At 61.9% G+C, this 22,745-nt stretch carries 18 protein-coding genes; 5 read left to right on the forward strand and 13 right to left on the reverse strand.

What is annotated here, in order from left to right; genetic code table 11:
- Nucleotides 1–50: 50 nt before the first annotated feature.
- Nucleotides 51–1,112 (forward strand): AraC family transcriptional regulator, encoded by a 1,062-nt coding sequence (locus RFER_RS19475; protein ID WP_011466096.1) that lies wholly within the window; start codon nt 51–53, stop codon nt 1,110–1,112.
- A 621-nt stretch (nt 1,113–1,733) separates the two neighbouring features.
- Here RFER_RS19475 and RFER_RS19480 read toward each other — a convergent pair.
- The 8 genes from RFER_RS19480 to RFER_RS19515 all read right to left on the reverse strand — a co-directional run bounded on the left by RFER_RS19480 (nt 1,734) and on the right by RFER_RS19515 (nt 11,042).
- The gene (locus RFER_RS19480) at nt 1,734–2,156 is read right to left on the reverse strand and encodes a rhodanese-like domain-containing protein (RefSeq protein ID WP_011466098.1); all 423 of its coding nucleotides are present in this window, start codon (nt 2,154–2,156) and stop codon (nt 1,734–1,736) included.
- A gap of 316 nt (nt 2,157–2,472) precedes the next feature.
- Nucleotides 2,473–3,834, reverse strand: coding sequence for an IgGFc-binding protein (locus tag RFER_RS19485; RefSeq protein WP_011466099.1), 1,362 nt, complete (start codon nt 3,832–3,834; stop codon nt 2,473–2,475).
- 508 nt (nt 3,835–4,342) lie between these two features.
- Nucleotides 4,343–5,473: an acyl-CoA dehydrogenase family protein gene (locus RFER_RS19490; protein WP_011466100.1), complete on the reverse strand. Its 1,131-nt coding sequence runs from the start codon at nt 5,471–5,473 to the stop codon at nt 4,343–4,345.
- Nucleotides 5,474–5,556: 83 nt separating this feature from the next.
- Nucleotides 5,557–6,750, reverse strand: coding sequence for an acetyl-CoA C-acyltransferase (locus tag RFER_RS19495; RefSeq protein WP_011466101.1), 1,194 nt, complete (start codon nt 6,748–6,750; stop codon nt 5,557–5,559).
- Nucleotides 6,751–6,826: 76 nt separating this feature from the next.
- Nucleotides 6,827–8,674, reverse strand: coding sequence for a bifunctional isocitrate dehydrogenase kinase/phosphatase (gene aceK, locus RFER_RS19500; protein ID WP_011466102.1), 1,848 nt, complete (start codon nt 8,672–8,674; stop codon nt 6,827–6,829).
- A gap of 59 nt (nt 8,675–8,733) precedes the next feature.
- Entirely contained in the window at nt 8,734–9,405 is a 672-nt protein-coding gene (can, locus tag RFER_RS19505; protein ID WP_011466103.1) for a carbonate dehydratase, read from the reverse strand.
- Between the two features lie 13 nt (nt 9,406–9,418).
- Nucleotides 9,419–10,597, reverse strand: a complete 1,179-nt coding sequence (locus RFER_RS19510; RefSeq protein ID WP_011466104.1) for an isovaleryl-CoA dehydrogenase — start codon at nt 10,595–10,597, stop codon at nt 9,419–9,421.
- Complete coding sequence (locus RFER_RS19515) at nt 10,578–11,042, reverse strand: MerR family transcriptional regulator (RefSeq protein ID WP_011466105.1); 465 nt, start codon at nt 11,040–11,042, stop codon at nt 10,578–10,580. Before RFER_RS19515 ends, RFER_RS19510 begins: the two co-directional genes overlap by 20 nt.
- A gap of 115 nt (nt 11,043–11,157) precedes the next feature.
- Here RFER_RS19515 and RFER_RS19520 point away from each other — a divergent pair, with 115 nt between their 5' ends.
- Nucleotides 11,158–12,258 (forward strand): MBL fold metallo-hydrolase, encoded by a 1,101-nt coding sequence (locus tag RFER_RS19520; RefSeq protein WP_011466106.1) that lies wholly within the window; start codon nt 11,158–11,160, stop codon nt 12,256–12,258.
- A gap of 28 nt (nt 12,259–12,286) precedes the next feature.
- On the opposite strand, the gene RFER_RS19525 is transcribed toward RFER_RS19520, so the two are convergent.
- The 3 genes from RFER_RS19525 to RFER_RS19535 all read right to left on the reverse strand — a co-directional run bounded on the left by RFER_RS19525 (nt 12,287) and on the right by RFER_RS19535 (nt 16,452).
- Nucleotides 12,287–13,612 carry an anaerobic C4-dicarboxylate transporter family protein gene (locus tag RFER_RS19525; protein WP_011466107.1) on the reverse strand — a complete coding sequence of 442 codons (1,326 nt, stop codon included), beginning with the start codon at nt 13,610–13,612 and terminating at the stop codon, nt 12,287–12,289.
- Between the two features lie 46 nt (nt 13,613–13,658).
- Nucleotides 13,659–15,062: an aspartate ammonia-lyase gene (locus RFER_RS19530; RefSeq protein WP_011466108.1), complete on the reverse strand. Its 1,404-nt coding sequence runs from the start codon at nt 15,060–15,062 to the stop codon at nt 13,659–13,661.
- Between the two features lie 316 nt (nt 15,063–15,378).
- Nucleotides 15,379–16,452 carry a PEP-CTERM sorting domain-containing protein gene (locus RFER_RS19535; RefSeq protein WP_011466109.1) on the reverse strand — a complete coding sequence of 358 codons (1,074 nt, stop codon included), beginning with the start codon at nt 16,450–16,452 and terminating at the stop codon, nt 15,379–15,381.
- Nucleotides 16,453–16,777: 325 nt separating this feature from the next.
- On the opposite strand from RFER_RS19535, the gene RFER_RS19545 reads away from it, so the two are divergent.
- From RFER_RS19545 to RFER_RS19555, 3 genes are all read left to right on the forward strand, one after another.
- Entirely contained in the window at nt 16,778–18,994 is a 2,217-nt protein-coding gene (locus RFER_RS19545; RefSeq protein ID WP_011466110.1) for a molybdopterin-dependent oxidoreductase, read from the forward strand.
- A gap of 69 nt (nt 18,995–19,063) precedes the next feature.
- A complete protein-coding gene (locus RFER_RS19550) occupies nt 19,064–19,669 on the forward strand; it encodes an HPF/RaiA family ribosome-associated protein (RefSeq protein ID WP_244095751.1) in 606 nt (201 codons plus the stop codon).
- A 33-nt stretch (nt 19,670–19,702) separates the two neighbouring features.
- A complete protein-coding gene (locus tag RFER_RS19555; protein WP_011466112.1) occupies nt 19,703–20,164 on the forward strand; it encodes a CBS domain-containing protein in 462 nt (153 codons plus the stop codon).
- 24 nt (nt 20,165–20,188) lie between these two features.
- Here the strand turns inward: RFER_RS19555 and RFER_RS19560 are convergent, their stop codons facing one another.
- Both RFER_RS19560 and RFER_RS19565 read right to left on the reverse strand, forming a co-directional pair.
- Complete coding sequence (locus RFER_RS19560; RefSeq protein WP_041791007.1) at nt 20,189–21,295, reverse strand: CapA family protein; 1,107 nt, start codon at nt 21,293–21,295, stop codon at nt 20,189–20,191.
- Between the two features lie 17 nt (nt 21,296–21,312).
- Nucleotides 21,313–22,743 (reverse strand): RtcB family protein, encoded by a 1,431-nt coding sequence (locus RFER_RS19565; protein ID WP_011466114.1) that lies wholly within the window; start codon nt 22,741–22,743, stop codon nt 21,313–21,315.
- Between the last annotated feature and the right edge of the window lie 2 nt (nt 22,744–22,745).

Below are 22,745 nucleotides of genomic sequence, written 5' to 3' on the forward strand. Positions count from 1 at the left end.
GTGTGCCACCCAGGTTGCAAATCGTGCCATAACATCACATACTCCAGCCCATGCCGTCCCGCCCGCTCCATCCCGCACTCGCCGGCGTCAGCCTGACCGCCGGTCCGGCCCTGACTCCCATTGCATTTGTCAAGGCCATTGTGCAGGCTTACGCGGACCAGCACAAAGACCCAGCCAAGGCGCTGGCGCTGGCACATATTGCGCCAGCCGACCTGGCGGACCCGGCGGCCCGCATCAGCGCGGCCCAAATGGAGCGCATCTCGGGTGCCGCCATGCAGGAGCTCGACGACGAGGCCCTGGGCTGGTTCAGCCGCCGCCTGCCGTGGGGCAGCTACGGCATGCTGGCACGCGCCAGCATCAGCGCCCCCAGCCTGGGCCTGGCCTTGCAGCGCTGGTGCCGCCACCACGGGCTGATTGCCGATGACATCACCCTGCAATTGACGGTGGCGGGCGACACCGCCACTTTGTGCATCACCGAGCACCGGTCCTTGGGCGACTTGCGCGAGTTCTGCCTGGTCTCGGTGTTGCGCAACATCCATGGTCTGGCCTGCTGGCTGATCGACTCGCGCATCCCCTTGCAGGGCGCGCAGTTTCCGTTTGCCGCACCCCGGCACCAGGACGTCTATGGGGTGTTGTTCTCCGGCCCGAGCGTCTTCAACACGGCGCCCGCGGCGATCCGCTTCGATGCGCGCTACCTGGCCCTGCCGCTGCGTCGCGACGAGGCGGCCCTGCAGCAGATGCTGCAGCGTGCGCTGCCCTTGACGGTGCTGCAATACCGGCGCGACCGCCTGCTGGTGCAACGCGTGCGCCAGGCCCTGCTGACGCAGCCGGACCAAAGCCACAACGCGGACGATTTGGCCGCGCTGCTCAAGCTCTCGCCGCGCACCCTGCACCGCCAGCTCAAGGACGAAGGGGCCTCGCTGCAAGCCCTCAAAGACGAGGTGCGTCAAAGCCGCGCGCTGGCGCTGTTGCTGCGCACCTCGCGCCCGATCAAGCAAGTGGCGCAAGGCGCCGGGTTTCAGAACGAGAAAAGTTTCATCCGGGCTTTTCGCGGCTGGACTGGCATGTCGCCAGCGGCGTTTCGGCGTTCAGGGCCGCCGGCACGGACTTAAGCGCCGCCCGGTGCGGATTCTTCGCTATTAATTTTGTGGATAACTTGAGAGGCCGAGCCTGGGGCCCGGCGCGCGAAGCCAGCACGGGCGCGCCCGGCAAGACCCGGTCCGGCAGGCCGGCCGCGAAAACGGGCGCAGGGCCGGGACCGCAAGTGTTATTTGCTCCACAAATTTTGTGGATAACTTTGTGTAGCAGTTCAGGGACAACCCGGCAAACCCTTACTGGGCGCGGGCTGCAACACGGTGCCCAATAAACAGGCGGCTGGTATAAGTCCCAATTTTCGGGTCCAGAAGGTGCAGGCGCCTAGCAGAAAAATACGCAATTTGACAAGCAAAAGAACTTGAAAAAAATAAATATTTCTTAAAAGACGCCGCCCCGACAGTGCCAAAGAAGCGGCCAAAACCGCTCGCCATTGATGCACAACTTCTGTGGACAACTTTGTGGACGAAGCGGCTGAAAAGGCGCCAAAGCCACAGCCGGTGCGGGCTGCGTCACAACGCCCAAATAACAGGCAGCCCCGGTATCCGGACAAGGCACCCAGCTGATTATGCTATGTAGTTAATAGCTACTAGCGCTTATTACACGGGGGCTAGAGGTCAATTTGTTATAGATAGCGAGGCTCAGGCCTTGGCCAATCGGCGAGCTTTGTGCTGTTCCAGCGTTTCCGTCGGCGCGCCCTGCTTCACCCACTCGGCCCAACCGCCATCCATATGGGCCACGTTGCTCATGCCCATGTCCTGCAGCGTCTTGGCCGCCAGGGCACTGCGCCAGCCGGCGCCGCAAAACAGGATGAACTCTTTGGTCTCATCGGCAAACACAGGCTTGTGATAGGGCGAAGCCGGATCGACCCAGAACTCCAGCATGCCACGCGGCGCATGAAAAGCCCCCGGCACCGTGCCCTCGGCCAACTCTCGGACGTCGCGGATGTCGACCATTTGCGTGTTGGCGTCAGTCAGCCGCGCCTTTACCTGCGCCACGCTGTAGGTGGTGACCTGGGCCATGGCCTCATCGACGAGGGCCCGAAATCCTTTGGTAATTGCCATGGTGCGCTCCTTGTTGTTCACCCGGACATTCAAGGTGCCCGCTGCCTCTTGGGGTCCGCTCGTAAATGAGTTGTGCAAACGTGGGGTTTGAGTGCGCGATCACGGTTGACACCAACCGTGTGGCGAGTTTACACAGGGCGCGTTCAGGCGCCAGGCCGAAGCGATGGATAGAGGCCACCGCGCGGATGCGCAGGGTGGCAGTGTCATGTACAGAGCGGTGGCGCCGTGGGTGACCTGATCGCCCGGCACCTGAAAGACTCGCCGCCGCGGCTGGGGCCACTAAGGGCGGCGCGCAGGCGGCAGTCTCAGGGAGGATTCAGGCCGACTTTTGGCGCCGCAAGCCTGCAAGTGCGGCGAGACCCAGCCCTAAAAGCGCAAGACTACCGGGTTCCGGTACGCCATTGGGAACTGGTGGCGGTTCAGAAGCGCCCGGGGAGAATACCGCACCGCCGTAGGTGAAGTAAGTGTCATAAGCGTCGTAACCACTCAACAACAACTGGAACGGGTTGCCGGCTGTGATCGAGAACGGGCCACTCTTGCTTGATACATCAACGTTCGCAAAACTGAAGCCCCCGCCAAGTGCGGTAAATGGATCGGCAATGGCGGCCCCATCAAGCCTCAGAGAGGCGACATCCGAAGTGGCCAGAATCAGGCTGATGTAGTCGGTCGGAAAATCCGCGGTGCCGGAGGGTGTCGCGAATACATAACTCTTGAGCCACTGATCTGCCCCAGGCACGATCGTCATCGCCGGATCGGTGTTGGCATTCGCCTCGGTTTGTCCGATCAGGTACTGGGCGACCAGAATCGGCTTGTCGGCCGTGATCGTTTTGCCGACAGGAACCCGAATTTCGGAGAACTGGCCGGCGTTGAGGGTGGCCAACACCACGCCGTCCACCTTGACCTGCGTGGCATCCGCCGACGCAACAATGCGCACGACGTCACCGTTGACCCCGGTTCTCGGCGTCGGTGCGACGTAATATGTTTTGGACAGTTGGGCGATGCTGGGCATTTGCTCAACAATGTGATCGCAGTAGGTATTGCCAACCGGAATATTGGCGCACGCATTACCCGAGAACACCGCGATCGGCTTGTCCGCTGTGACAGTTGAACCCGTCAAGGCGCTGCCACTGGAAATCATGTAGGTCTGACCCGCGTTGAGCACTTTCGTGACGGAACCACCACCGGCGGCATTGATGGTCACGGTGGTATTGTTTTGCGTTGCCTGAGCAGATACTTGTTCACTGCCAGCGCCGCTGTAAGCCGCCACCACATAACTGGTGCCGAGCTTGCTGCCGTCGATCAAGTAAGTCATGTCGGTCGTTTGAGGCGCCCGATTCAGGAAGTAGCCACTGACGTTGCTGCTGGACTGGATCTTGAAACCATTGTTCTGGATCGTATCGCTGGCGAGTTCATAGGACTGCGGCACGGTGAGTACTGAAAATCCCTGGGCGCCCAAGTTAAACGCAGTATTGACAACGCCGTCCGTGCTGGTGAGCGTGCCGGTGGCATTGGCCGCACCAAAAATGAAGGCTTCACGAACGCCAGCACTGGAGAGGTTCGGATTCATTTGAAAATACAACTCATTGGCATGAGCCGACGACATAAGGGCGCCACCACAAACGGCGCCCAGGATGGCAGCGAGACGACTGAGTCTGGCTGACGCTGGTGTCTTCATCATTCAAATCTCCTTTTGCGTTTATTGAGTCATTCGAGCCCCTGAATTCCCAGGCGCCGTCGAACCCACGCAAAAATCGAGCCGCACTTCTAAGTGATTGATTTAAAAAGATATTGTGACGGCATCGAATTTAATTGAAAAGAAATGTAAAAGAACTCGACAGGAGTTGGCACGCCTTCGGCATCGCTGACTGGGACAATCCGTTGAGGACAGGGCTGGCGCGCGCAGCCATGCTGCGGGCTGTCCCGCAAAAACGCCCCTGAAATATTGAGGACAGAGCTTGTTGACTTCGCGTAACGGCGGGCTGTCCCGCAAAAACACCCTTGAAATGTTGAGGACAGAGCTTGTTCGCTTCGCGTAACGGCGGTCTGTCCCGCAAAAACACCCTTGAAATGTTGGGGACAGAGCTTGTTCGCTTCGCGTAACGGCGGTCTGTCCCGCAAAAACACCCTTGAAATGTTGGGGACAGAGCTTGTTCGCTTCGCGTAACGGCGGTCTGTCCCGCAAAGTCTCAGGAAAGTGCTCTTTGAATGATGATCTTCTGCACGTCCGACGTGCCTTCATAAATCTGGCACACGCGCACGTCGCGGTAGATGCGCTCGACGGGAAAGTCGCTGACATAGCCGTAGCCGCCCAGGGTCTGGATGGCGGCGCTGCAGACCTGCTCGGCCATTTCGCTGGCAAACAGCTTGGCCATGGCGGCTTCTTTCAGGCACGGGCGGCCGGCGTCGCGCAAGGCGGCTGCATGCCAGATGAGCTGGCGCGCCGCCTCGATCTGCGTGGCGCACTCGGCCAGGCGGAAACCGACCGCCTGGTGGTTGAAGATGGCGGTACCAAAGCTTTGCCGCTCTTTGGCGTAGGCCAGCGCCACCTCAAACGCGCTGCGCGCCATGCCCACGCTCTGCGCGGCAATGCCGATGCGCCCACCCTCCAGGGCGCCCAAGGCAATCTTGTAGCCCTCGCCCTCCAGTCCAATCAGGTTCTCTGCAGGAATGCGGCAGTTGTCAAAGTTGATCTGTGCCGTGTCGCTGCTGTGCTGGCCGAGCTTGTCTTCCAGCCGGGCCACCACGTAGCCGGGTGCGTTGGTCGGCACGATGAAGGCACTCATGCCCTTCTTGCCCGCGCCCTTGTCGGTGACGGCAATGACGATGGCCACGTCGCCGTTCTGGCCGCTGGTGATGAACTGCTTGACGCCGTTGATGACATAAGCATCACCTTCGCGCGTGGCCGTGGTGCGCAGGCCGGACGCGTCCGAGCCCACATGCGGTTCGGTCAGGCAAAACGCACCCAGCAACTGGCCTTGCGCGAGCGGCGTCAGCCATTGCCTCTTCTGCGCGGTATTGCCGTAGCGCATCAGGATGGCGTTGACCGGACAGTTGGTGACGCTGATCGCGGTGCTGGTGCCACCGTCACCGGCGGCGATTTCCTCCAGCACCAGCGCCACCGTCAGGTAGTCCATGTTGGCGCCGCCCAGTTCTTCCGGCACGCAAATGCCGTAGGCGCCCAGCGCGGCCAGCCCCTGGTGCGCCTCCTTGGGAAAAGTGTGCTCCTTGTCCCACTGGGCGGCGTTGGGCCAGAGTTCGGCTTGGGCAAAGGCGCGCACCGCGTCGCGGATCATTTCCTGGTCTTGGGTTAGCAACATGGGTCAGGCTCTCAATCGTTCGTCAAATTTGTAAAAAAAGGGGGCGCTAGCCCCCGTCCGTCTTGCGCAGACAGCTATTAACTTTATAGCATTTCGAGCGCCACGGCAGTGCCTTCACCGCCACCGATGCAGAGTGTGGCGACGCCTTTTTTCAGGCCGCGAGCCTGCAGCGCGTACATCAGCGTCACGATGATGCGGGCACCGCTGCAGCCAATCGGGTGGCCCAGCGCGCAGGCGCCGCCATTGACGTTGACGATCTCATGGCTCAGTTTGAGGTCGTGCATCAGTGCCATCGGCACCACGGCAAAGGCTTCGTTGACTTCCCACAGCTCCACGTCTTTGACCGCCCAGCCGGCTTTGGCCAGCACTTTTTGACTGGCACCGATGGGCGCGGTCGAGAACCATTCGGGTTCTTGCGCATGCACGGCGTGGCCGACGATGCGCGCCAGCGGCTGGCAGCCGAGTTTGGCGGCGGTGGAGGCGCGCATCAGCACCAGCGCAGCGGCGCCGTCGTTGATGCTGGAGCTGCTGGCGGCCGTGATGGTGCCGTCTTTCTTGAAGGCTGGTTTGAGGCTGCCAATCTTGTCGAGCTTGACCTTGCCGGGGCCCTGGTCGATGGAGATGACGGTGTCACCCGCACGGCCCTTGATCGTCACCGGGGCGATTTCCGCGGCAAATGCGCCCGAGGTGGTGGCGGCTTGTGCGCGCTGCACGCTGGTGGTGGCAAAAGCGTCCTGTTGCGCGCGCGTGAAACCGTATTTGGCGGCGCAGTCTTCGCCAAAGGTGCCCATCGAGCGACCGGCCTCGTAGGCGTCTTCCAGGCCGTCGAGCATCATGTGGTCAAAAATGCGGTCGTGGCCAATGCGGTAGCCGCCGCGCGCTTTCTGCAGCAGATAGGGTGCGTTGGTCATACTCTCCATGCCACCGGCCATCAGCACGTCGGCACTGCCGGCGAGCAGCATGTCGTGGGCGAACATGGTGGCGCGCATGGCCGAGCCACACATCTTGGACAGGGTGACGGCACCGGTGCTCTTGGGCAGGCCGCCCTTGAAGCCGGCCTGGCGCGCGGGGGCCTGGCCCTGGCCGGCCATCAGGCAGTTGCCAAAGATCAGCTCATCCACCATCTGGGGCGTGAGTTTGGAATTGGCGCTGGCACGCTCAAGAGCGGCCTGAATGGCGACGCCGCCCAGGTCATGGGCCGCCAGGCCCGCAAAGTCGCCCTGAAAGCTGCCCAAGGGGGTGCGGGCAGCGCTGACGATAACGATAGAGTCATTCATATCAAGTCCTTTCAGTTAAAAAATCGGTTGGACGCAGATGGGGTCTGCGTGAGCGGCCACCAGGCCAGTCGCAAATTCAGATCGATGACGGTACTTGCGCATCGCTGATCTCCGGGTGAAAGCGCTTGCCCTGGTCATACGGAAACACGTCATAGACGTGCCCGGCCTGGATGCGCTCCTTGTGGCTTTGCCAGAAAGCCGCGTCCAGCAACTCGGCGTGGTGCTTCATGAACACCTCGCGCACAAACGGGTTGCCGAGCAAGAAAGGTGCAAAGGTTTCGGGGAACACGTCCTTGGGGCCGACCCGGTACCAGACCTCGCCCGACATCTCGTCTTCTTCATTGCGCGCCTGCGGCACCTTGCGGAAGTTGCAGTCGGTGATGTATTCGATCTCGTCATAGTCGTAAAACACCACCTTGCCGTGGCGGGTGATGCCAAAATTCTTCCACAACATGTCGCCGGGGAAGATGTTGGCCGCCACCAGGTCTTTCAGGGCGTTGCCGTACTCGATGACGCCGCGCTCGATCTGCTCACGCGCCCGCAGCGCCGCCGGGCTGGTGTCGTCCGGGTTGGCGCCGCCGGCATCAAACGCCTCCTGCAGGTAAATGTTGAGCGGAATCATGCGGCGTTCAATATAGACGTGCTTGATGATGACTTCAATGCGGCCGTCGCCGTCACGGTCGCTGATCTCGAGCTGGCTGGGCGCGAATTTCTCCAGCTCGGCGATCAATTCATCGTCAAAGCGCGCGCGCGGAAAACCCACTTCGCTGTATTCCAGCGTGTCGGCCATGCGCCCGACCCGGTCGTGCTGCTTGACCAGCAAATACTTGGCCTTGATCTGCTCGCGCGTGGTGTCTTTGGGCGGCGGGTAAAAGTCCTTGATGACCTTGAACACGTAAGGAAACGAGGGCAGGTCAAATACCAGCATCACCATGCCCTTGATGCCGGGCGCAATGCGGAACTTGTCAGTGGAGTGGCGCTGGTGATGCAAAAAGTCGCGGTAAAAAAGCGTCTTGCCCTGCTTGGCCAGCCCCAGGGCGTTGTAGATCTCGTTGCGCGGCTTGCGCGGCATCATGCTGCGCAGGTACTGCACATAGGCCGACGGTATTTCCATGTCCACCATGAAATAGGCGCGCGCAAAGCTGAACAGCATCAGCAAATCATCCTCGCCAAACAGGACGGCATCAATCACCAGTTGACCTGCCCTGCCGTACAACACCGGCAAGGCAAATGGAAACTCATTAAAGCCGTTGATCAGCTTGCCGACGATGTAGCAGCCCTTGTTGCGAAAGAACAGACCGGAGAGCACCTGAAGCTGAAAATTGGCGCGCAGCTTGACCTCGCCCAGTTGCTCGACCATGGCCGCCTGCACCCGCGCGGCGTCGCTGTCCAAGTCGGCAAACGGGCAGCGCAAATCAAAGTCCAGCACCATCTGCACCAGCACCTCGGCCAGGCTGTCGTGCGTGGGGTAGTAGGAACGGTAGGTCGGGCTGGTCTCGGACTCGTCGTTTTCGATGTACTCGGTACTCACCGCCGGGCGCACAAAGATAAAGTCGTTCTGGAAATAGCTGTGGTGCAGGATTTTGGTCGTCACCGAATTGAAGAAAGTCTCGGCCAGCTCGGGCTGGTGGTGGTCCACCAGCAGGCCGATGTAATGCAGCTTGACCTGCTGCCACACCTCCATGGGCTGTTCGTCCGCCTTGAACTCGCGCGCCAGGCGCATAAAACATTCACGCACCCGCAGGTCATAAAACTCGATCCGGTCCCGCTGGGCGCGCTGCTGGCCATGCCAGTCGGCCGTCTCGAAGCGGTGCTTGGCGCGCGCCGACTCGGTTCTGAACAGGCGGTAATGGCGGTTAAAGCCATCCATCATGGCCTTGGCAATGTCGTAAGCCAGCGAGGAATCAAGCCGGGTAGGAAACATGTCAGCTATATATTCAGTAGCTACTTAAACAGTAAATACGGGGGCTAGAGGCCATTTTCTTACAAATTCAAAGGACTGCGAAAGGCGGCGCCGACGCGGGCCACGGCCGCCTGATAACGCAGCGCCAGCTCATCCGGGCTCAACACGCTCATGTGCAGGTCCTGCAACAGACCATCGTGCACGCCATAGGCCCAGCCATGCAGGGTCACGTTCTGCCCCGAGCCCCAGGCGTCTTGCAGCACCGTGCTTTGCGCCACGTTAACCACCTGCTCGATCACATTCAACTCCACCAGCGCGTCATAACGCGCATGCTCTGGCAAATCCGCCAGCAGCGCCTGGTGCCGGTCACGCACATCCTGAATATGGCGCAGCCAGTTGTCCGCCAAGCCGATACGCGCACCCTGCAGCGCTGCGAGCACACCCGAGCAACCATAGTGGCCCACCACCAGCACATGTTCCACCTTCAGGCGTTCCACCGCAAACTGGATGGTGGACAAGGCGTTCAGGTCAGAATGCACCACCACATTGGCGACATTGCGGTGCACAAACACCTCGCCCGGTGCCAGCCCGGTGATCTGGTTGGCCGGCACCCGGCTGTCGGAGCAGCCAATCCACATGTATTTGGGATTCTGCTGACTTTGCAGCTTGGTAAAAAAGCCCGGCCGCTCCAGTGCCATTTGCGCGGCCCAGGCGCGGTTGTGGGCGAAGAGGTCTTGCAGGGAGGTGTTCATGGGTCGATCTTAGTCAAGAAGTCTGCGCAAACAGCTCTCTCCCGATCAACATGCGGCGAATCTCACTGGTGCCCGCACCAATCTCGTACAGCTTGGCGTCGCGCCACAGGCGCCCCAGCGGGTACTCATTGATGTAACCGTTGCCGCCAAATATCTGCACGCCCTCACCCGCCATCCAGGTGGCTTTTTCAGCCGTCCACAAAATGACCGACGCGCAGTCCTTGCGCACCTGGCGCACATGCTCTGCTCCGAGCAGGTCCAGGTTCTTGGCCACGGTGTAGGCAAACGCGCGCCCGGCCTGCAGCACGGTGTACAGGTCAGCCACCTTGCCCTGGATCAGCTGGAACTCGCCAATGCTCTGGCCGAACTGCTTGCGGTCGTGGATGTAGGGCATCACGTTGTCCATCACCGCCTGCATGATGCCAAGCGGCCCGCCGGTGAGCACGGCGCGCTCGTAGTCCAGCCCGCTCATCAGCACCTTGGCGCCGTTGTTGAGGCCGCCCAGGATGTTCTGCGCTGGCACCTCCACATTGTTGAACACCAGTTCACCGGTATGACTGCCGCGCATGCCCAGTTTGTCGAGCTTTTGCGCGACCGAGAAGCCGGGCATGCCCTTCTCGATCAAAAAGGCGGAGACGCCACGCGCGCCCAGCTCGGGGTCGCTCTTGGCATACACCACCAGCGTGTCGGCGTCCGGGCCGTTGGTGATCCACATCTTGCTGCCGTTGAGCAGGTAAAAGCCGCCCTTGTCTTCGGCTTTGAGCGTCATGCCCAGCACATCGCTGCCCGCGCCGGATTCGCTCATGGCCAAGGCGCCGACATGCTCACCCGAGATCAGCTTGGGCAGGTATTTTTGCCGCTGCTCCAGGCTGCCGTTGCGCTTGATCTGGTTCACGCACAGGTTGCTGTGGGCACCGTAGCTCAAGGCCACCGAGGCCGAGGCGCGGGAGATCTCTTCCATCGCCACCATATGCGCCAGGTAGCCCATGTTGGCGCCACCGTACTCCTCGCCGACGGTGATGCCCAGCAGGCCCAGGTCGCCCATCTTGCGCCACAGGTCCATCGGGAACTGGTCATTTTTGTCAATGGCGGCGGCGCGCGGCGCGATCTCGCGTTGCGCAAATTCGTACACGGTGTCGCGCAGCGCATCAACGTCTTCACCGAGTTGAAAGTTAAGTCCGGGCAGGTTCATTTTTGTCTCCGTTGGGTTGAGTTGATGGTTTGGCGGCGCTGCGGCTGGCCGCTGGTTTCTTGCTGCTGGCGGCCAGCAGGGCGCGGGCCTCGCGCTGGTGCTCCTTGAGCTCATCCAGGTTGGCCTGCAGATCGGTCATCTGGGCTTCGAGCTGTTTCTGGTGTTCGGCCAGCACCAGCAGGAATTTCTGCAGCTGCGCGCCGGTATCGCGCGGGCTGTCGTACATGTCAATGATTTCCTTGGCCTCGCTCAGGCTGAAACCCAGCCGCTTGGCGCGCAAGGTGAGCTTCAGGCGGGTGCGGTCACGCCCGCTGTAGACCCGCGAACGCCCACCTGGGCCGGTGCGCTCGGGTTGCAACAGGCCCATGTCCTCATAAAAGCGCATCGCCCGCGTGGTCAGGTCAAATTCCTTGGCCAGGTCGCTGATGTTGTAAGTGAGTGCCATAAAGCTTGAATGGTGATCAACCGGGGTGACAGCATCCGTGGGCGCGCGCCCCTACAATGCCGACCTTGATTGACGTTTACGTAAACGTCAATTATGTCGCAAATCTGGAGCCCGCTTGAAACCACCTGAACCCCCCGGCACAAATCCACACGCCGATAAACTCGAACAGCAATTGCACTACCCGCTGGGCCACACCCTGCCCACGCCCGGCACGGCTGTCACGGTGGCGCCGGGCGTGAAGTGGCTGCGTATGGGCTTGCCGTTTGCGCTCAATCACATCAACCTCTGGCTCTTGCGCGATGAAATCGACGGCCAGCCGGGCTGGAGCGTGGTCGACTGCTGCATCAGCTCCGAGCCGGCCAAGGCGCAATGGGAGCAGGTCTTTGCCAACGAACTCGACAGTCTGCCGATCCTGCGCGTGATCGTGACCCACATGCACCCGGACCATATTGGCCTGGCGCACTGGCTGTGCGAGCGCTGGCAGGTGCGCTTGTGGATCAGCGCCACCGATTTCGGCCTGGCACGCATCGGCAGCCAGGGCCCGAACGGTTTCAGCAGCGACGCGGCGGCCGCGTTTTTTGCCTTGCATGGCTTGAGCGACCCGGACTCCCTGGAAAAAATCAGGGGCCGCGGCAGCTATTTTTCGACCCTGGTGCCTGCGGTGCCGCGCCAGTACCGGCGCCTGCAGGACAGCGACGTGCTCACCATTGGCGGGCGCGCCTGGTTGTGCGTCAGCGGCTACGGCCATGCGCCCGAGCACATCTCGCTGTACTGCGCAGAATTGCAGGTACTCATCGGCGGCGACATGATGCTGCCGCGCATCTCCACCAACGTCAGCGTCTACGACCAGGAACCCGAATCGAACCCGCTCAGGCAGTTCCTCGATTCCATCGACAAATTCAAAGCCCTGCCCGCCCAGACGCTCACCCTGCCGGCCCACGGCAAGCCCTTTACCGGCTTGCATGCGCGCATTCAACAATTACACGACCATCATGACGAGCGGCTGCTTGAAGTGATGCAGGCCTGCACCGTCAAGCCGTGCAGCGCCGCCGAGCTGCTGCCGCTGCTGTTCAAACGCGCGCTGGACCTGCATCAGACCACCTTTGCCATGGGTGAGTCGATTGCCCACCTGCATGCGCTGTGGTTTGAGGGGCGGTTGCAGCGCAGGCTCGGCGACGATGGGGTTTATCGCTTTGGGGCTGGCGCTGGCATTTGAACCGCACATCGCCTGCCCCATCGCCGCATCAGAAAATCATGCGTGCGATCAGCAGCCCGGTCGCGACCGACACCGCCGTGGCCACCAGTCCGGGAATCATGAACGAGTGGTTCAGAACGTAGCGTCCAATTTTGGTGGTTCCGGACAAGTCGAAGTTGATCGCTGCAATCAGTGAACCATAGGTGGGAATGAAGAAGTAGCCATTGACCGCCGGAAACATACCGATCAGGAACTGGGGCGGGATACCCAATACCACCCCAAGCGGCATCAGCGCACGGGTGGTTGCAGCCTGGCTGTAAAGCAACACCGAGGCCAGGAACAGACCGAAGGCAAAGGTCCAGGGCGCGACCTTCGCCCATTCGCCGATGGCTGGAACAATCAAGTCCTTGTTGGCGGAAATGAAACTGTCGCCGAGCCAGGCCAGGCCAAAAATACCGATGACCGCGACCACGCCGGCACGCAAGGTGGCGGTCTTGGGAACATCGTCAACAGCGACTTGGGTCAGCAAAAGCATGATCGCAGCGATGGACATCATGATGATTTCGATGACGATCGGCATGGACAGCGGGCTTTTTGCCCCGGGCAGTTGCCGCAGTGCCGGGAAGAAGCCGAACAGCACGACCAATGCAACACCGCTCAGGAAGACAAACGCAGCCAGTTTCGCCGTCGGCTTGAGCGCCGGGCGCCCAGCGGCCGATTGGGGCGCCGGTATCTCGCCGGCGGCGAGCCGCGCCTGGTACACCTTGTCGTCCTTCAGGTCCTTGCCGATGAACATGGAAACGATGGCTGCGGCGATGACGCCGACGAGCGTGGCGGGCACGCAAATCATCAGGATCTCACGCAGTCCCCAGCCCGTCATGCCCTTTTCGGCAAACATGCCGATCATGGCCGCCGTGGCCGCGGCAACCGGGCTGGCGGTGATGGCCTGCTGCGAGGCGATGGTGGCCACCGCCATCGGTCGTTCCGGACGGATGCCGCTGCGGTGCGCCGTCTCATAGATCACCGGCAGCAGCGGATAGACGATGTGCCCCGTTCCGGCGAGGAAGGTGAAGGTCCAGGTCGTGAGTGGCGCGACGATCGTCACGTACTTCGGATTGGCCCGGATGATGCGCTCGGCGATCCCGACCAGAAAGTCGATGCCGCCAGCCGCTTCCATGACAGACGCGGCCATGATGACGGCCAGGATGATCAGCATCACATCGATCGGCGGCGACGTTGGCGTGAGGCCAAAGGCACCGACCAGCACCATCAGACCCACCGCGCCCCACAAACCCAGACCAATGCCCGAGGATCGTGCCCCCATCCAGATGGCCGCTAACACGACCAGGAATTGAAGAACAATTGAAACTGTCATTTTGTTTTCTCTCTTTCTTTGTTGGACGCGGACTTGGCGTGCTTGCCTATTGCTCGAACTTCGGACTGATCAGGTTCTCGAACGAAAACATCTCATCCCAGCGTTGCTGTGTCATCAGTTTTCGCTCCTTGACGACGATGTCGTGCAATGATTTCCCGCTCTCGTAGCCCTCACGCGCGATCTCCCCGCACAGCTTGTAGCCCAGCGAGGGCTTGAGCACCGTGATGATGCCGAGCGAGTTCAACACCCTGCTGTGCATGTGTTCCACATTGGCGGTGATGCCCTGGACGCAGTTGACGTTCAGGCTGTTGACGGCGTTTTCCATGGTGGAGATCGACGTGAACAGGGCGAACGTGATGACAGGCTCCATCACGTTCAACTGCAGCTGCCCCGCCGACGCGGCCAGCGTCACCGTGAGGTCAAGGCCGATGACCAGGAAGCTGGTCTGGTTGACGACCTCTGGAATCACCGGATTGACCTTGCCCGGCATGATCGAACTGCCCGGCTGCATCTGCGGCAGGTTGAGCTCATTGAAGCCGCAACGCGGACCGGAGGCCAGCAGGCGCAGGTCGTTGCAGATCTTGGTGAGCTTCGACGAGGTCCGTTTCAGGACACCGGAAAGCAGCACGTAGGCGCCCGTGTCGGATGTCGCCTCGACCAGATCGCCCGCCAGGATGAAGGTGCAACCGGTCACCTCGGACAGGTATTTGATGGCCAGCTCCGGATAGCCTGGCGCTGCCGTCACCATGGTGCCAATGGCGGTCGCGCCCAAGTTGACTTCATGCAGAAACTGGCGAACCTCGGCAATGCGTTGCACTTCCTCGCCCATGGTCGTGCCCCAGCCATGGAATTCCTGGCCCAACGACATGGGGACTGCGTCCTGCAGGTGGGTTCGGCCCATTTTCAGCACGTTCTGGAACTCCCGCCCCTTGGCGAAGAAGGCCTCTTGCAGTTGTCCCAGCGCGTCCATATAGCTGTTCAGCCGCAGGATCAAGGCCAGTCGAAAGGCGGTCGGATAGACATCGTTGGTCGATTGCCCGAAGTTCACATGATCGTTGGGGTTGCAGTATTGGTACTCGCCCTTCTTGTGGCCGAGGTGCTCAAGCGCCAGGTTGGCGATCACCTCATTGGCGTTCATGTTCGTCGATGTGCCAGCGCCACCCTGGATGAAGTCGGTGACGAACTGGTCGCACATTTCCCCGGCAATCAAACGGTCGCAGGCGCTAACGATGGCATTGGCGATCTTGGCATCCAGCACGCCAAGATCGCGATTGGCCAGTGCGGCAGCCTTCTTCACGTAGCCGAACGCTTTGACGAAGTACGGCTCGTTCGACATCGGGATGCCGGTGATGTGGAAGTTTTCCTTTCCGCGCAGTGTTTGCACGCCATAGTAGGCACTGTCGGGCAGTTCTTTTTCGCCCAGAAAGTCTTTTTCGATTCGAGTGCTCATTGTGTTTTCCTTGGTTGGTGGTCGAGAGTTGGCGCGCAGCGTGATCGCCTCGTGCCATCAGAAAAATGCAAGCGTGAGACTGGCCATGAGGCACCGGTTGAGTATTTGCATGCCAGTCAGTCTAGGACTGCCCCCTGGGACTTGAAAGCAAATAAATCCGCGCTCAATGGCTTTATGCAAAAAATGCATGACTGAGATAAACCGGGGCCTCGTGCGCTATCTTGCGGTGCGAATAAAGCGCGCCCATCAAGAAAAAGGCCCTGTCGGGTGACAGGGCCTTTGTTGCTTTGGGACGCCGATTAAAACGGCGCCTGATTCAGTTCCTGCGGCGGCGTGCCAAGCCCGCGACAGCAAACAGGGCCAGTCCAACGAGTGCGAGCGAATTAGGCTCCGGAATGAAGTTCCCCGGCGTCAGCGCGCAAAAGTCGCAGATAAAGAGCTGCTCACCACCGTCGTTCAGCGCGCGCATCTTGAAATCGACCGACATGAAGTAACCAGCTGCCGCCCAGGCCTCCAGGTTGTTGTTGAGCTCACCCACATAGGCCGCGAACTCGGCATTGCTGGCGCCCAGGTTGTTGCTCACGAAGTAGTCCCCGGGATTGCAGGCAGCCTGATTGGCTGCGCCCTGGTTGTAGGCCGCGCCGGTTGTGAAGTCAACGCAGAAACGACCGACCGTGCTGACGTAATCAGTGGGTTGGTCGAAGGCCGTGAACAGCGGGTCGCCGGGGGTGTCACCGCAATGACCCAAAAAGCCCGAGTTCAAATTCGAGTTCAACTCATAGCAGGTGCCGGTTGGATTGCCAGCGGCATCCAGAATTTTGAGTTCGGCCCAGATGAACTGCTGCTGGGTAAGGTCCGTTCCCTGCTGGTTGTTGTCGAACAGGAAGACCAGGTCGCTGCGTATCGTTCCGTGGGTGAGATAAGCGAGTACCGATGACAGGCTCGCGTCCCAGCGGCCAACGATGTCGGATCCGCCCGCCCATGTCGTCGCCGGTTCATTGGCCGCGGTCATGTTGAACGCCGTGACGCCACTGCCCGTGGGCGCGTCGAACGGGTCGTCCACCTTGACAACCGCTGGCAACTGGCCGACAAACGGGCCGGTCGGACTGCTGTAATTATCGACCTGCGTCCCGTTGGAGTTTCTGTAGATGATCAGCTGGCTGTTGATCTGGCCCGGGCTCGACTGCACCGGGTAAGGGCCACTGGGCAGGCAGCGTGGGTCACCGGCGGCGGCACATTTCTGCAGCAGATCGAGCGAGTAAACGGAGAAATCACCGTACGTGCCGACCGTTATTTCGTTCGCCGGCGGCAGCAACAAACTGGTTGCATTGGCGGCAAAACTCGCCGCAAAAGCCACAATGGCTACCGGTAAAAACCTCTTGAGTTTCATCATAATCTCCTTGAAGGTTGATCGACGTGATGGGTTGACGATTAGCAGCATGTTTCATGCCAAGAGAGGGCGAGACGCCATGGAAGCCATAAGAATCAAGGACTTAACTTATGCATTGGCGACCATAGGGTCGCCGTGCCGGGGACGGGTGTAAAAATCGGCGACACTTTTTTGATCGAAACCGCAGTTCAGTTCCTCACGCACCGTTAATCTTGAGCCCCGGAAAAACCAGCAGCCACCTCAGCAAAACACGGCTGTCACCCATGTTCTGGACAACCCGCTTCAGCCTGTGACTCAATCCCCCCTTTCTTGAACGAGGCCTGCCATGACGGACACTACCCATTACCGAATTTGCCCCCTGTGCGAAGCCTGCTGCGGGCTGGAGATCAAGGTACAGGACGGTGTTGTGACCAGCATCAAGGGGGACGCCCGCGATGTGCTCAGCCAGGGCTATATCTGCCCCAAAGCGGTGGCACTCAAAGACCTGCATGACGACCCGGACCGGCTGCGCACGCCGCTGATCAAGCGCAACGGCCGGCATGTGGCCGCCACTTGGACGCAAGCCTTTGCCGAGATTGCGCGCCGCCTGCCGCCATTGCAGGCCCAGCACGGCCGCCAGGCGGTTGCCGTGGCGGTGGGCAACCCGACGGTGCACAAATACGGCTTGCTGACTTACTTCCCCAAGCTGGCCCGCGCTTTGGGCACGCGCAACGTGTTTTCAGCCTCCAGCCTGGACCAGGTGCCCAAGCAACTGGCCTGCGGCTTGATGTTTGGCCACTGGATGACGGTGCCGCTGCCCGACATCACGCGCACCCAGTTGCTGCTGGTGATCGGTGCCAACCCGCTGGCCAGCAACGGCAGCATGTGGACCGTGCCCGACTTTCGCGGCAAAGCCAAAGACCTGCAGGCCCGTGGTGGCCGCCTGGTGGTGATTGACCCCAGGTGCACCGAGACCGCCGCCGTGGCCGATGCGCACCACTTCATTCGCCCCGGTGCCGACGTGTTTTTGCTGGCGGCCATGGTGAACACCCTGTTTGCCAGGCAATGGGTGCGATTGGGCGCGGTGGCTGACTGGGTGAGTGGCGTTGATGCGGTGCAGCAAGCGGTGGCTGCTTTCACGCCTGAGGCGGTGGCCGCGCGCTGCGGCATGACGGCTGACACCATTGTTGAATTGACGGGTGAGCTGGCGCACACCGAGCGCGCCGCCGTCTATGGCCGCATCGGCACCTGCACACAAACCTTTGGCACGCTGGCGAGCTGGCTGGTGGATGTGCTCAACATCCTCACCGGCCATCTGGATGTGCCGGGCGGCGCCATGTTCACCAAAGCCGCCGCGTTTGCCAGCAACACGTCGGGTGCCAGCGGCAGCGGGCGCGGCGTGGCCACGGGACGCCATCACTCGCGCGTGAGCGGCGCGCCCGAGGTGATGGGTGAGCTGCCCATGACCTGCCTGGCTGAAGAAATCGAGACCCCCGGCACCGATCAAGTCCGCGCCCTGATCACGGTGGCGACCAACCCGGTGATCTCGGCGCCCAACGGGGCGCGTCTGGCCCAGGCGTTGGAGGCGCTGGACTTCATGGTCAGTGTGGACATTTACCTGAACGAGACCACGCGCCATGCGGACGTTGTTTTGCCGGGCGTATCGCCCCTGCAGGACGAGCACTTTGACGTGTCATTCCCCCAGTTGTCGTGGCGCAACCACGCCCGCTACAGCCGACCGGTGCTGCCGGCCGAGGATCGGCCCTCCGAGTGGCAAATCCTGCTCAAGCTGGCCGCCATCGTGCAAGGTCATGGTGCCGACGTGGATGTGAATGCTTTGGATGACGCGCAGTTTGCGCAAGATACACAGCGTCAGTTCGGTGCACAAGCCGCTGCGGTGATGGACGCCACCCAAAACCTGCGCGGGCCCCAACGCCTGCTCGATGTGGCCTTGCGCACCGGCCCCTATGGCGACGCCTTTGGCCTGAAACCCGATGGCTTGACCCTGGCCAAGGTGATTGCGGCCAGCGGCAGCGGCGGCATGGACCTGGGCGAGTTGCAGCCGCGTGTGCCGGAGCTGTTGCGCACCCCCAGCGGCAAGATTGAGTTGGCCCCGCCCCTGCTGCTGGCCGACCTGCCGCGTGCCTGGGCCGACCTGCACAGCAAGGCGCCAGATCTGGTCATCATCGGCCGGCGCGATGTGCGCAGCAACAACAGCTGGATGCACAACCTGCCCACCCTGGCCAAGGGGCCGTTTCGGTGTACCGCCCTGGTGCACCCGTTTGATGCGGCGCGCCTGCACCTCACAGAAGGAGCGTTGGCGCGCATCAGCAACGGCGCGGGCAGCATTGAGGCGCAGGTGCAAATCAGCACCGACATGATGCCCGGCGTGGTCAGCCTGCCGCACGGCTGGGGCCACGACTTGCCCGGTGCGCAATTGAGCCTGGCCGCCCAGCGCCCCGGTGCCAACCTGAATGCGCTGCTGGATGATCAGGCGCGCGACCCGCTCTCCGGCAATGCCGTGTTGAGCGGGGTGGCGATCAGCATGATGGCAATGGCTTGACAGCTTTCAGCCAGCAGGCTGCGAATAAAGCCGCAGCTGCGGGCGTTGACAAATCTCAAGCGGTTCGCCGTGCTGCCCCGCACAATGAAACCGGATGCCAGCAAAGGGGACAAGATGAAGCTTCCGGTTCACATTCAATTTCACGACATGGAGCCTTCCGACGCGCTTGAGGCAAGCGCGCGTGAACATGCGCACAGGCTCGAATCCTTCGCCCCCGACATCATGGCTTGCCATGTCCATATCGACCTGGAACAGAAGCACAAACATCAGGGCCGCCCTTTCGGTGTGCGCATCGACGTCACGCTGCCGGGCCACGAACTGGTGGTGAACCGGGTCCAAAACGAAGACGTATACGTGGCGCTGCGCGATGCTTTCGACCACATGAAACGCCAGCTTGAGGACGTCGTGCGCAAGCGCAGGAGGCAGGAGAAGCAGCACGCACTGGCGCTGCATGGCGAGCTCGTGCGCCTGGACGATGCCGGGGGGTTTGGTTTCATCCGTACACCTGCTGGCGACGAGTATTACTTCAGCCGCGACAACGTGGCGGGTACGCCGTTTGAGCACCTGCAGATTGGCAGCGCCGTGCAGTTCATTCCCGAAGCGGGTGATGAAGGATTCCAGGCCAAGCGCGTGAGTCTGGGCAAGCATGGCATGGGTGAACCGCCAGCCGAATGAAGTGTCACAAGCAGGAAAACAGGGGAGAACGCTATGGGTGAACGTTTAACCACAGGCGAAATATGCACACGCAGCGTGACCATCGCCTTCAAGCAGACGCCCCTGAACGGCGCGGCGCGGCTGATGCGGGAAAACCATGTCGGCTGCCTCGTTGTGGTTGACGAGGTGGGTGGCAAGCGAATCGTGGTGGGCGTGCTCACCGACCGCGATATCGTGACCGCTGTGGTCGCCTCTGATCTCGACCCCAGCACGCTGCAAGTTGAGGACGTGATGAGCACCGACCTGGTCACCGCACGCGAGGACGACTCACTGATTGACCTGATGCACAGCATGCGCCGCAAGGGTGTACGGCGCGTTCCGGTGGTCGGCGAGCAGGACGAGTTGATGGGTGTGGTGACGCTCGACGATGTGCTGGACATCCTGGCGCAGGAACTGGGTTTGCTGGTGGCTGCCATCGACAGCGAGGGCCGGCGCGAACGCCAGATCCGAAAGTGAGCCTGCGAACACGGCTGCAGGCCATCACCAGCGCAGTCGCCAGCTGCCATCGGCTTGCGCTTGCACACCCGTGTTGAAGTGCCGGCCCTCGGTCTCGAACAATGATTGCAGGCCGCGTCGCGCGGAAGCTTGGGCGTGTCTCAGCTGCAGTCGGCGCAGCTGCATGGGCACAATCTCAAGCTGCTGCAGCGCACCGGTCTCACGCGCGAGCTGCGCAAAGTACAGACACACGGCACTGGGATCAAACCGCTCTTGCGACGCGATGCCTTCATAGTCATTGATGAGATCACCGCAGCCGTAGAGAATGAGCCGCCCGCGGTAAACCTCGACCGGCCGCGGATGGTGCGATGAATGGCCGTGCACCAGATCGGCCGCGCCCAGCTCAATCAGGCGCTGCGCAAAGCGGCGATGCAGTTGCGGCACTTCGACCCCCCAGTTGCCGCCCCAGTGCAGCGACACCACAACCAGATCGCCGGGCTGGCGCTGCCGGGCGACGCGCGCGGCGACTTGCTGCGCGCCGGACTCTGTCAAATCGGGCAGCAGTGCGACGCCAGAACGCTGCGGCGTGGCGCCCCAGGCGGGCGGCACGCCGCTGTCCGGACCGGCCCATGAAAACACCAGCAGGCGCGCGCCGCCAGCGAGTGGCCAGGTGGCGGGTGCGCAGGCGGCCTCAAGATGGCTGCCGGCGCCGGCGCTGTGGATTCCAGCCTGCTTGAGCGTGTGCAGGGTTTCTGCCAGTCCCGGGCGCCCCCAGTCCAGCACATGGTTGTTGGCCAGCGTGCAGACGTCGATGCGCGCGGCGGTGAGGCAGCCGATGTTGGCGGGATGCATGCGGTAGTTGATGCCCTTGTCGGGCCAGGCTTCATCCGAGGTCGTGATCGCCGTCTCCAGATTGACCAGGCGCAACTCGGGCTGGCGCCGCTCGATCTCGGCCAGGGCATCACCCCAGATGTAGTCCGGCGCCACCGGGGCCGGAACCGGTCCATTGAACTGTTCGGCCAGCCGCACGTAGTCGCGCGCGTCGCGCACCCAGCGCTCATACAGCAGCGGCACAACGGGGTGCGCCTGAATCTGGTCGATGCCACGCCCGGTCATCACGTCGCCGGCCAGCCAGAGTGTGACGGTGCCCATGGTTGCTTGGGTGACGTCTAGCCCTTGATGCACACCAGCGGCTCCAGCCGCGCCACCTTGCGCGCCAGACCGGCCGCATCGGCCGCATCGACGACCGCGTTCACGTCCTTGTAGGCGTCGGGTGCTTCCTCGGCCACGCCGCGCATGGAAGGGCTGCGTATCAGGATGCCGCGTTGCGCCAGCTCATCGACCACCGTGCGCCCGTTCCAGGTCTTGAGGGCCTGATGGCGGCTCATGGCGCGTCCGGCGCCATGGCAGGCCGACGAAAACGCCAGCGACTCCGAGGCCTTGGTACCCGCCAGCACATAGGAGCCGGTGCCCATCGAGCCGCCAATCAGCACCGGCTGGCCGCTGGCACGCAAAGCCTGCGGCAGTTCGGGGTGGCCGGGGCCCCAGGCCCGCGTGGCGCCCTTGCGGTGCACATAGAGTTCGCGCGGCTGGCCGTCGACCTTGTGCGTTTCCAGCTTGCAGGTGTTGTGCGACACGTCATACAGCACCGGCAGTTGCGCCGAGGGCAGCAGTTTGGCAAACACGTCGCGCACCAGTTGCGTCAGGATCTGGCGATTGGCCAGCGCGCAGTTGATGGCCGCACGCATGGCGCCGAGGTATTCCTGGCCCAGGTCGGAGCGTATCGGCGCACACGCCAGTTCGCGGTCCGGCAGGATGATGCCGTAGCCCGGCGCGGCCTCGACCATTTTGCGCAGAAATTCAGTGCCGATCTGATGTCCCAGCCCGCGTGAGCCGCAGTGAATCATCAGCACGATGTCGCCTTGGTGCAAGCCGTAGGCGCTGGCAATCGCGGCATCAAACACCGCCGTGACCTCCTGCACCTCCAGGTAATGGTTGCCGCTGCCCAGCGTGCCCATCTCCTCGCGCTGGCGCTTCTTGGCCTGCTCCGAGACGAACTTGGGTTTGGCGTGCAGCATCTGGCCATGCTCTTCGACCCGTTCCAGGTCGGCATTGCTGCCCCAGCCCCGCTCGACCGCCCACTTGGCGCCGCCGCTGAGCATGGCGTCCATCTGCGCGCTGTTGAGCCGGATCGCCCCGGTGCTGCCGACGCCGGCCGGAATACGTTCGAACAGCGCTTCGGCCAGCTCGCGCTGCACGGCCATGATGTGTTCGCGGCGCAGCCCGGTGTGCAGGCAGCGCACGCCGCACGAGACGTCAAAACCCACGCCGCCGGCCGAGACCACGCCGCCGGCATCGGCATCAAAGGCCGCCACGCCACCGATCGGAAAGCCATAACCCCAGTGGGCGTCGGGCATCACATGCGAGGCGCCCACAATACCCGGCAGCATGGCCACGTTGACCGCCTGCTCGTAGACCTTGTGGTCCATCGCGCGCACCAGTTCCCGGCTGGCGTAGATCATGGCCGGCACACGCATCTTGCCCTGGGCCGGGATCTCCCAGGCACAGGCACTGTGTTGTTTCAGGAGCGTCAGATCCATGG

Source organism: Rhodoferax ferrireducens T118 (assembly GCF_000013605.1).
Lineage (GTDB): Bacteria > Pseudomonadota > Gammaproteobacteria > Burkholderiales > Burkholderiaceae_C > Rhodoferax > Rhodoferax ferrireducens.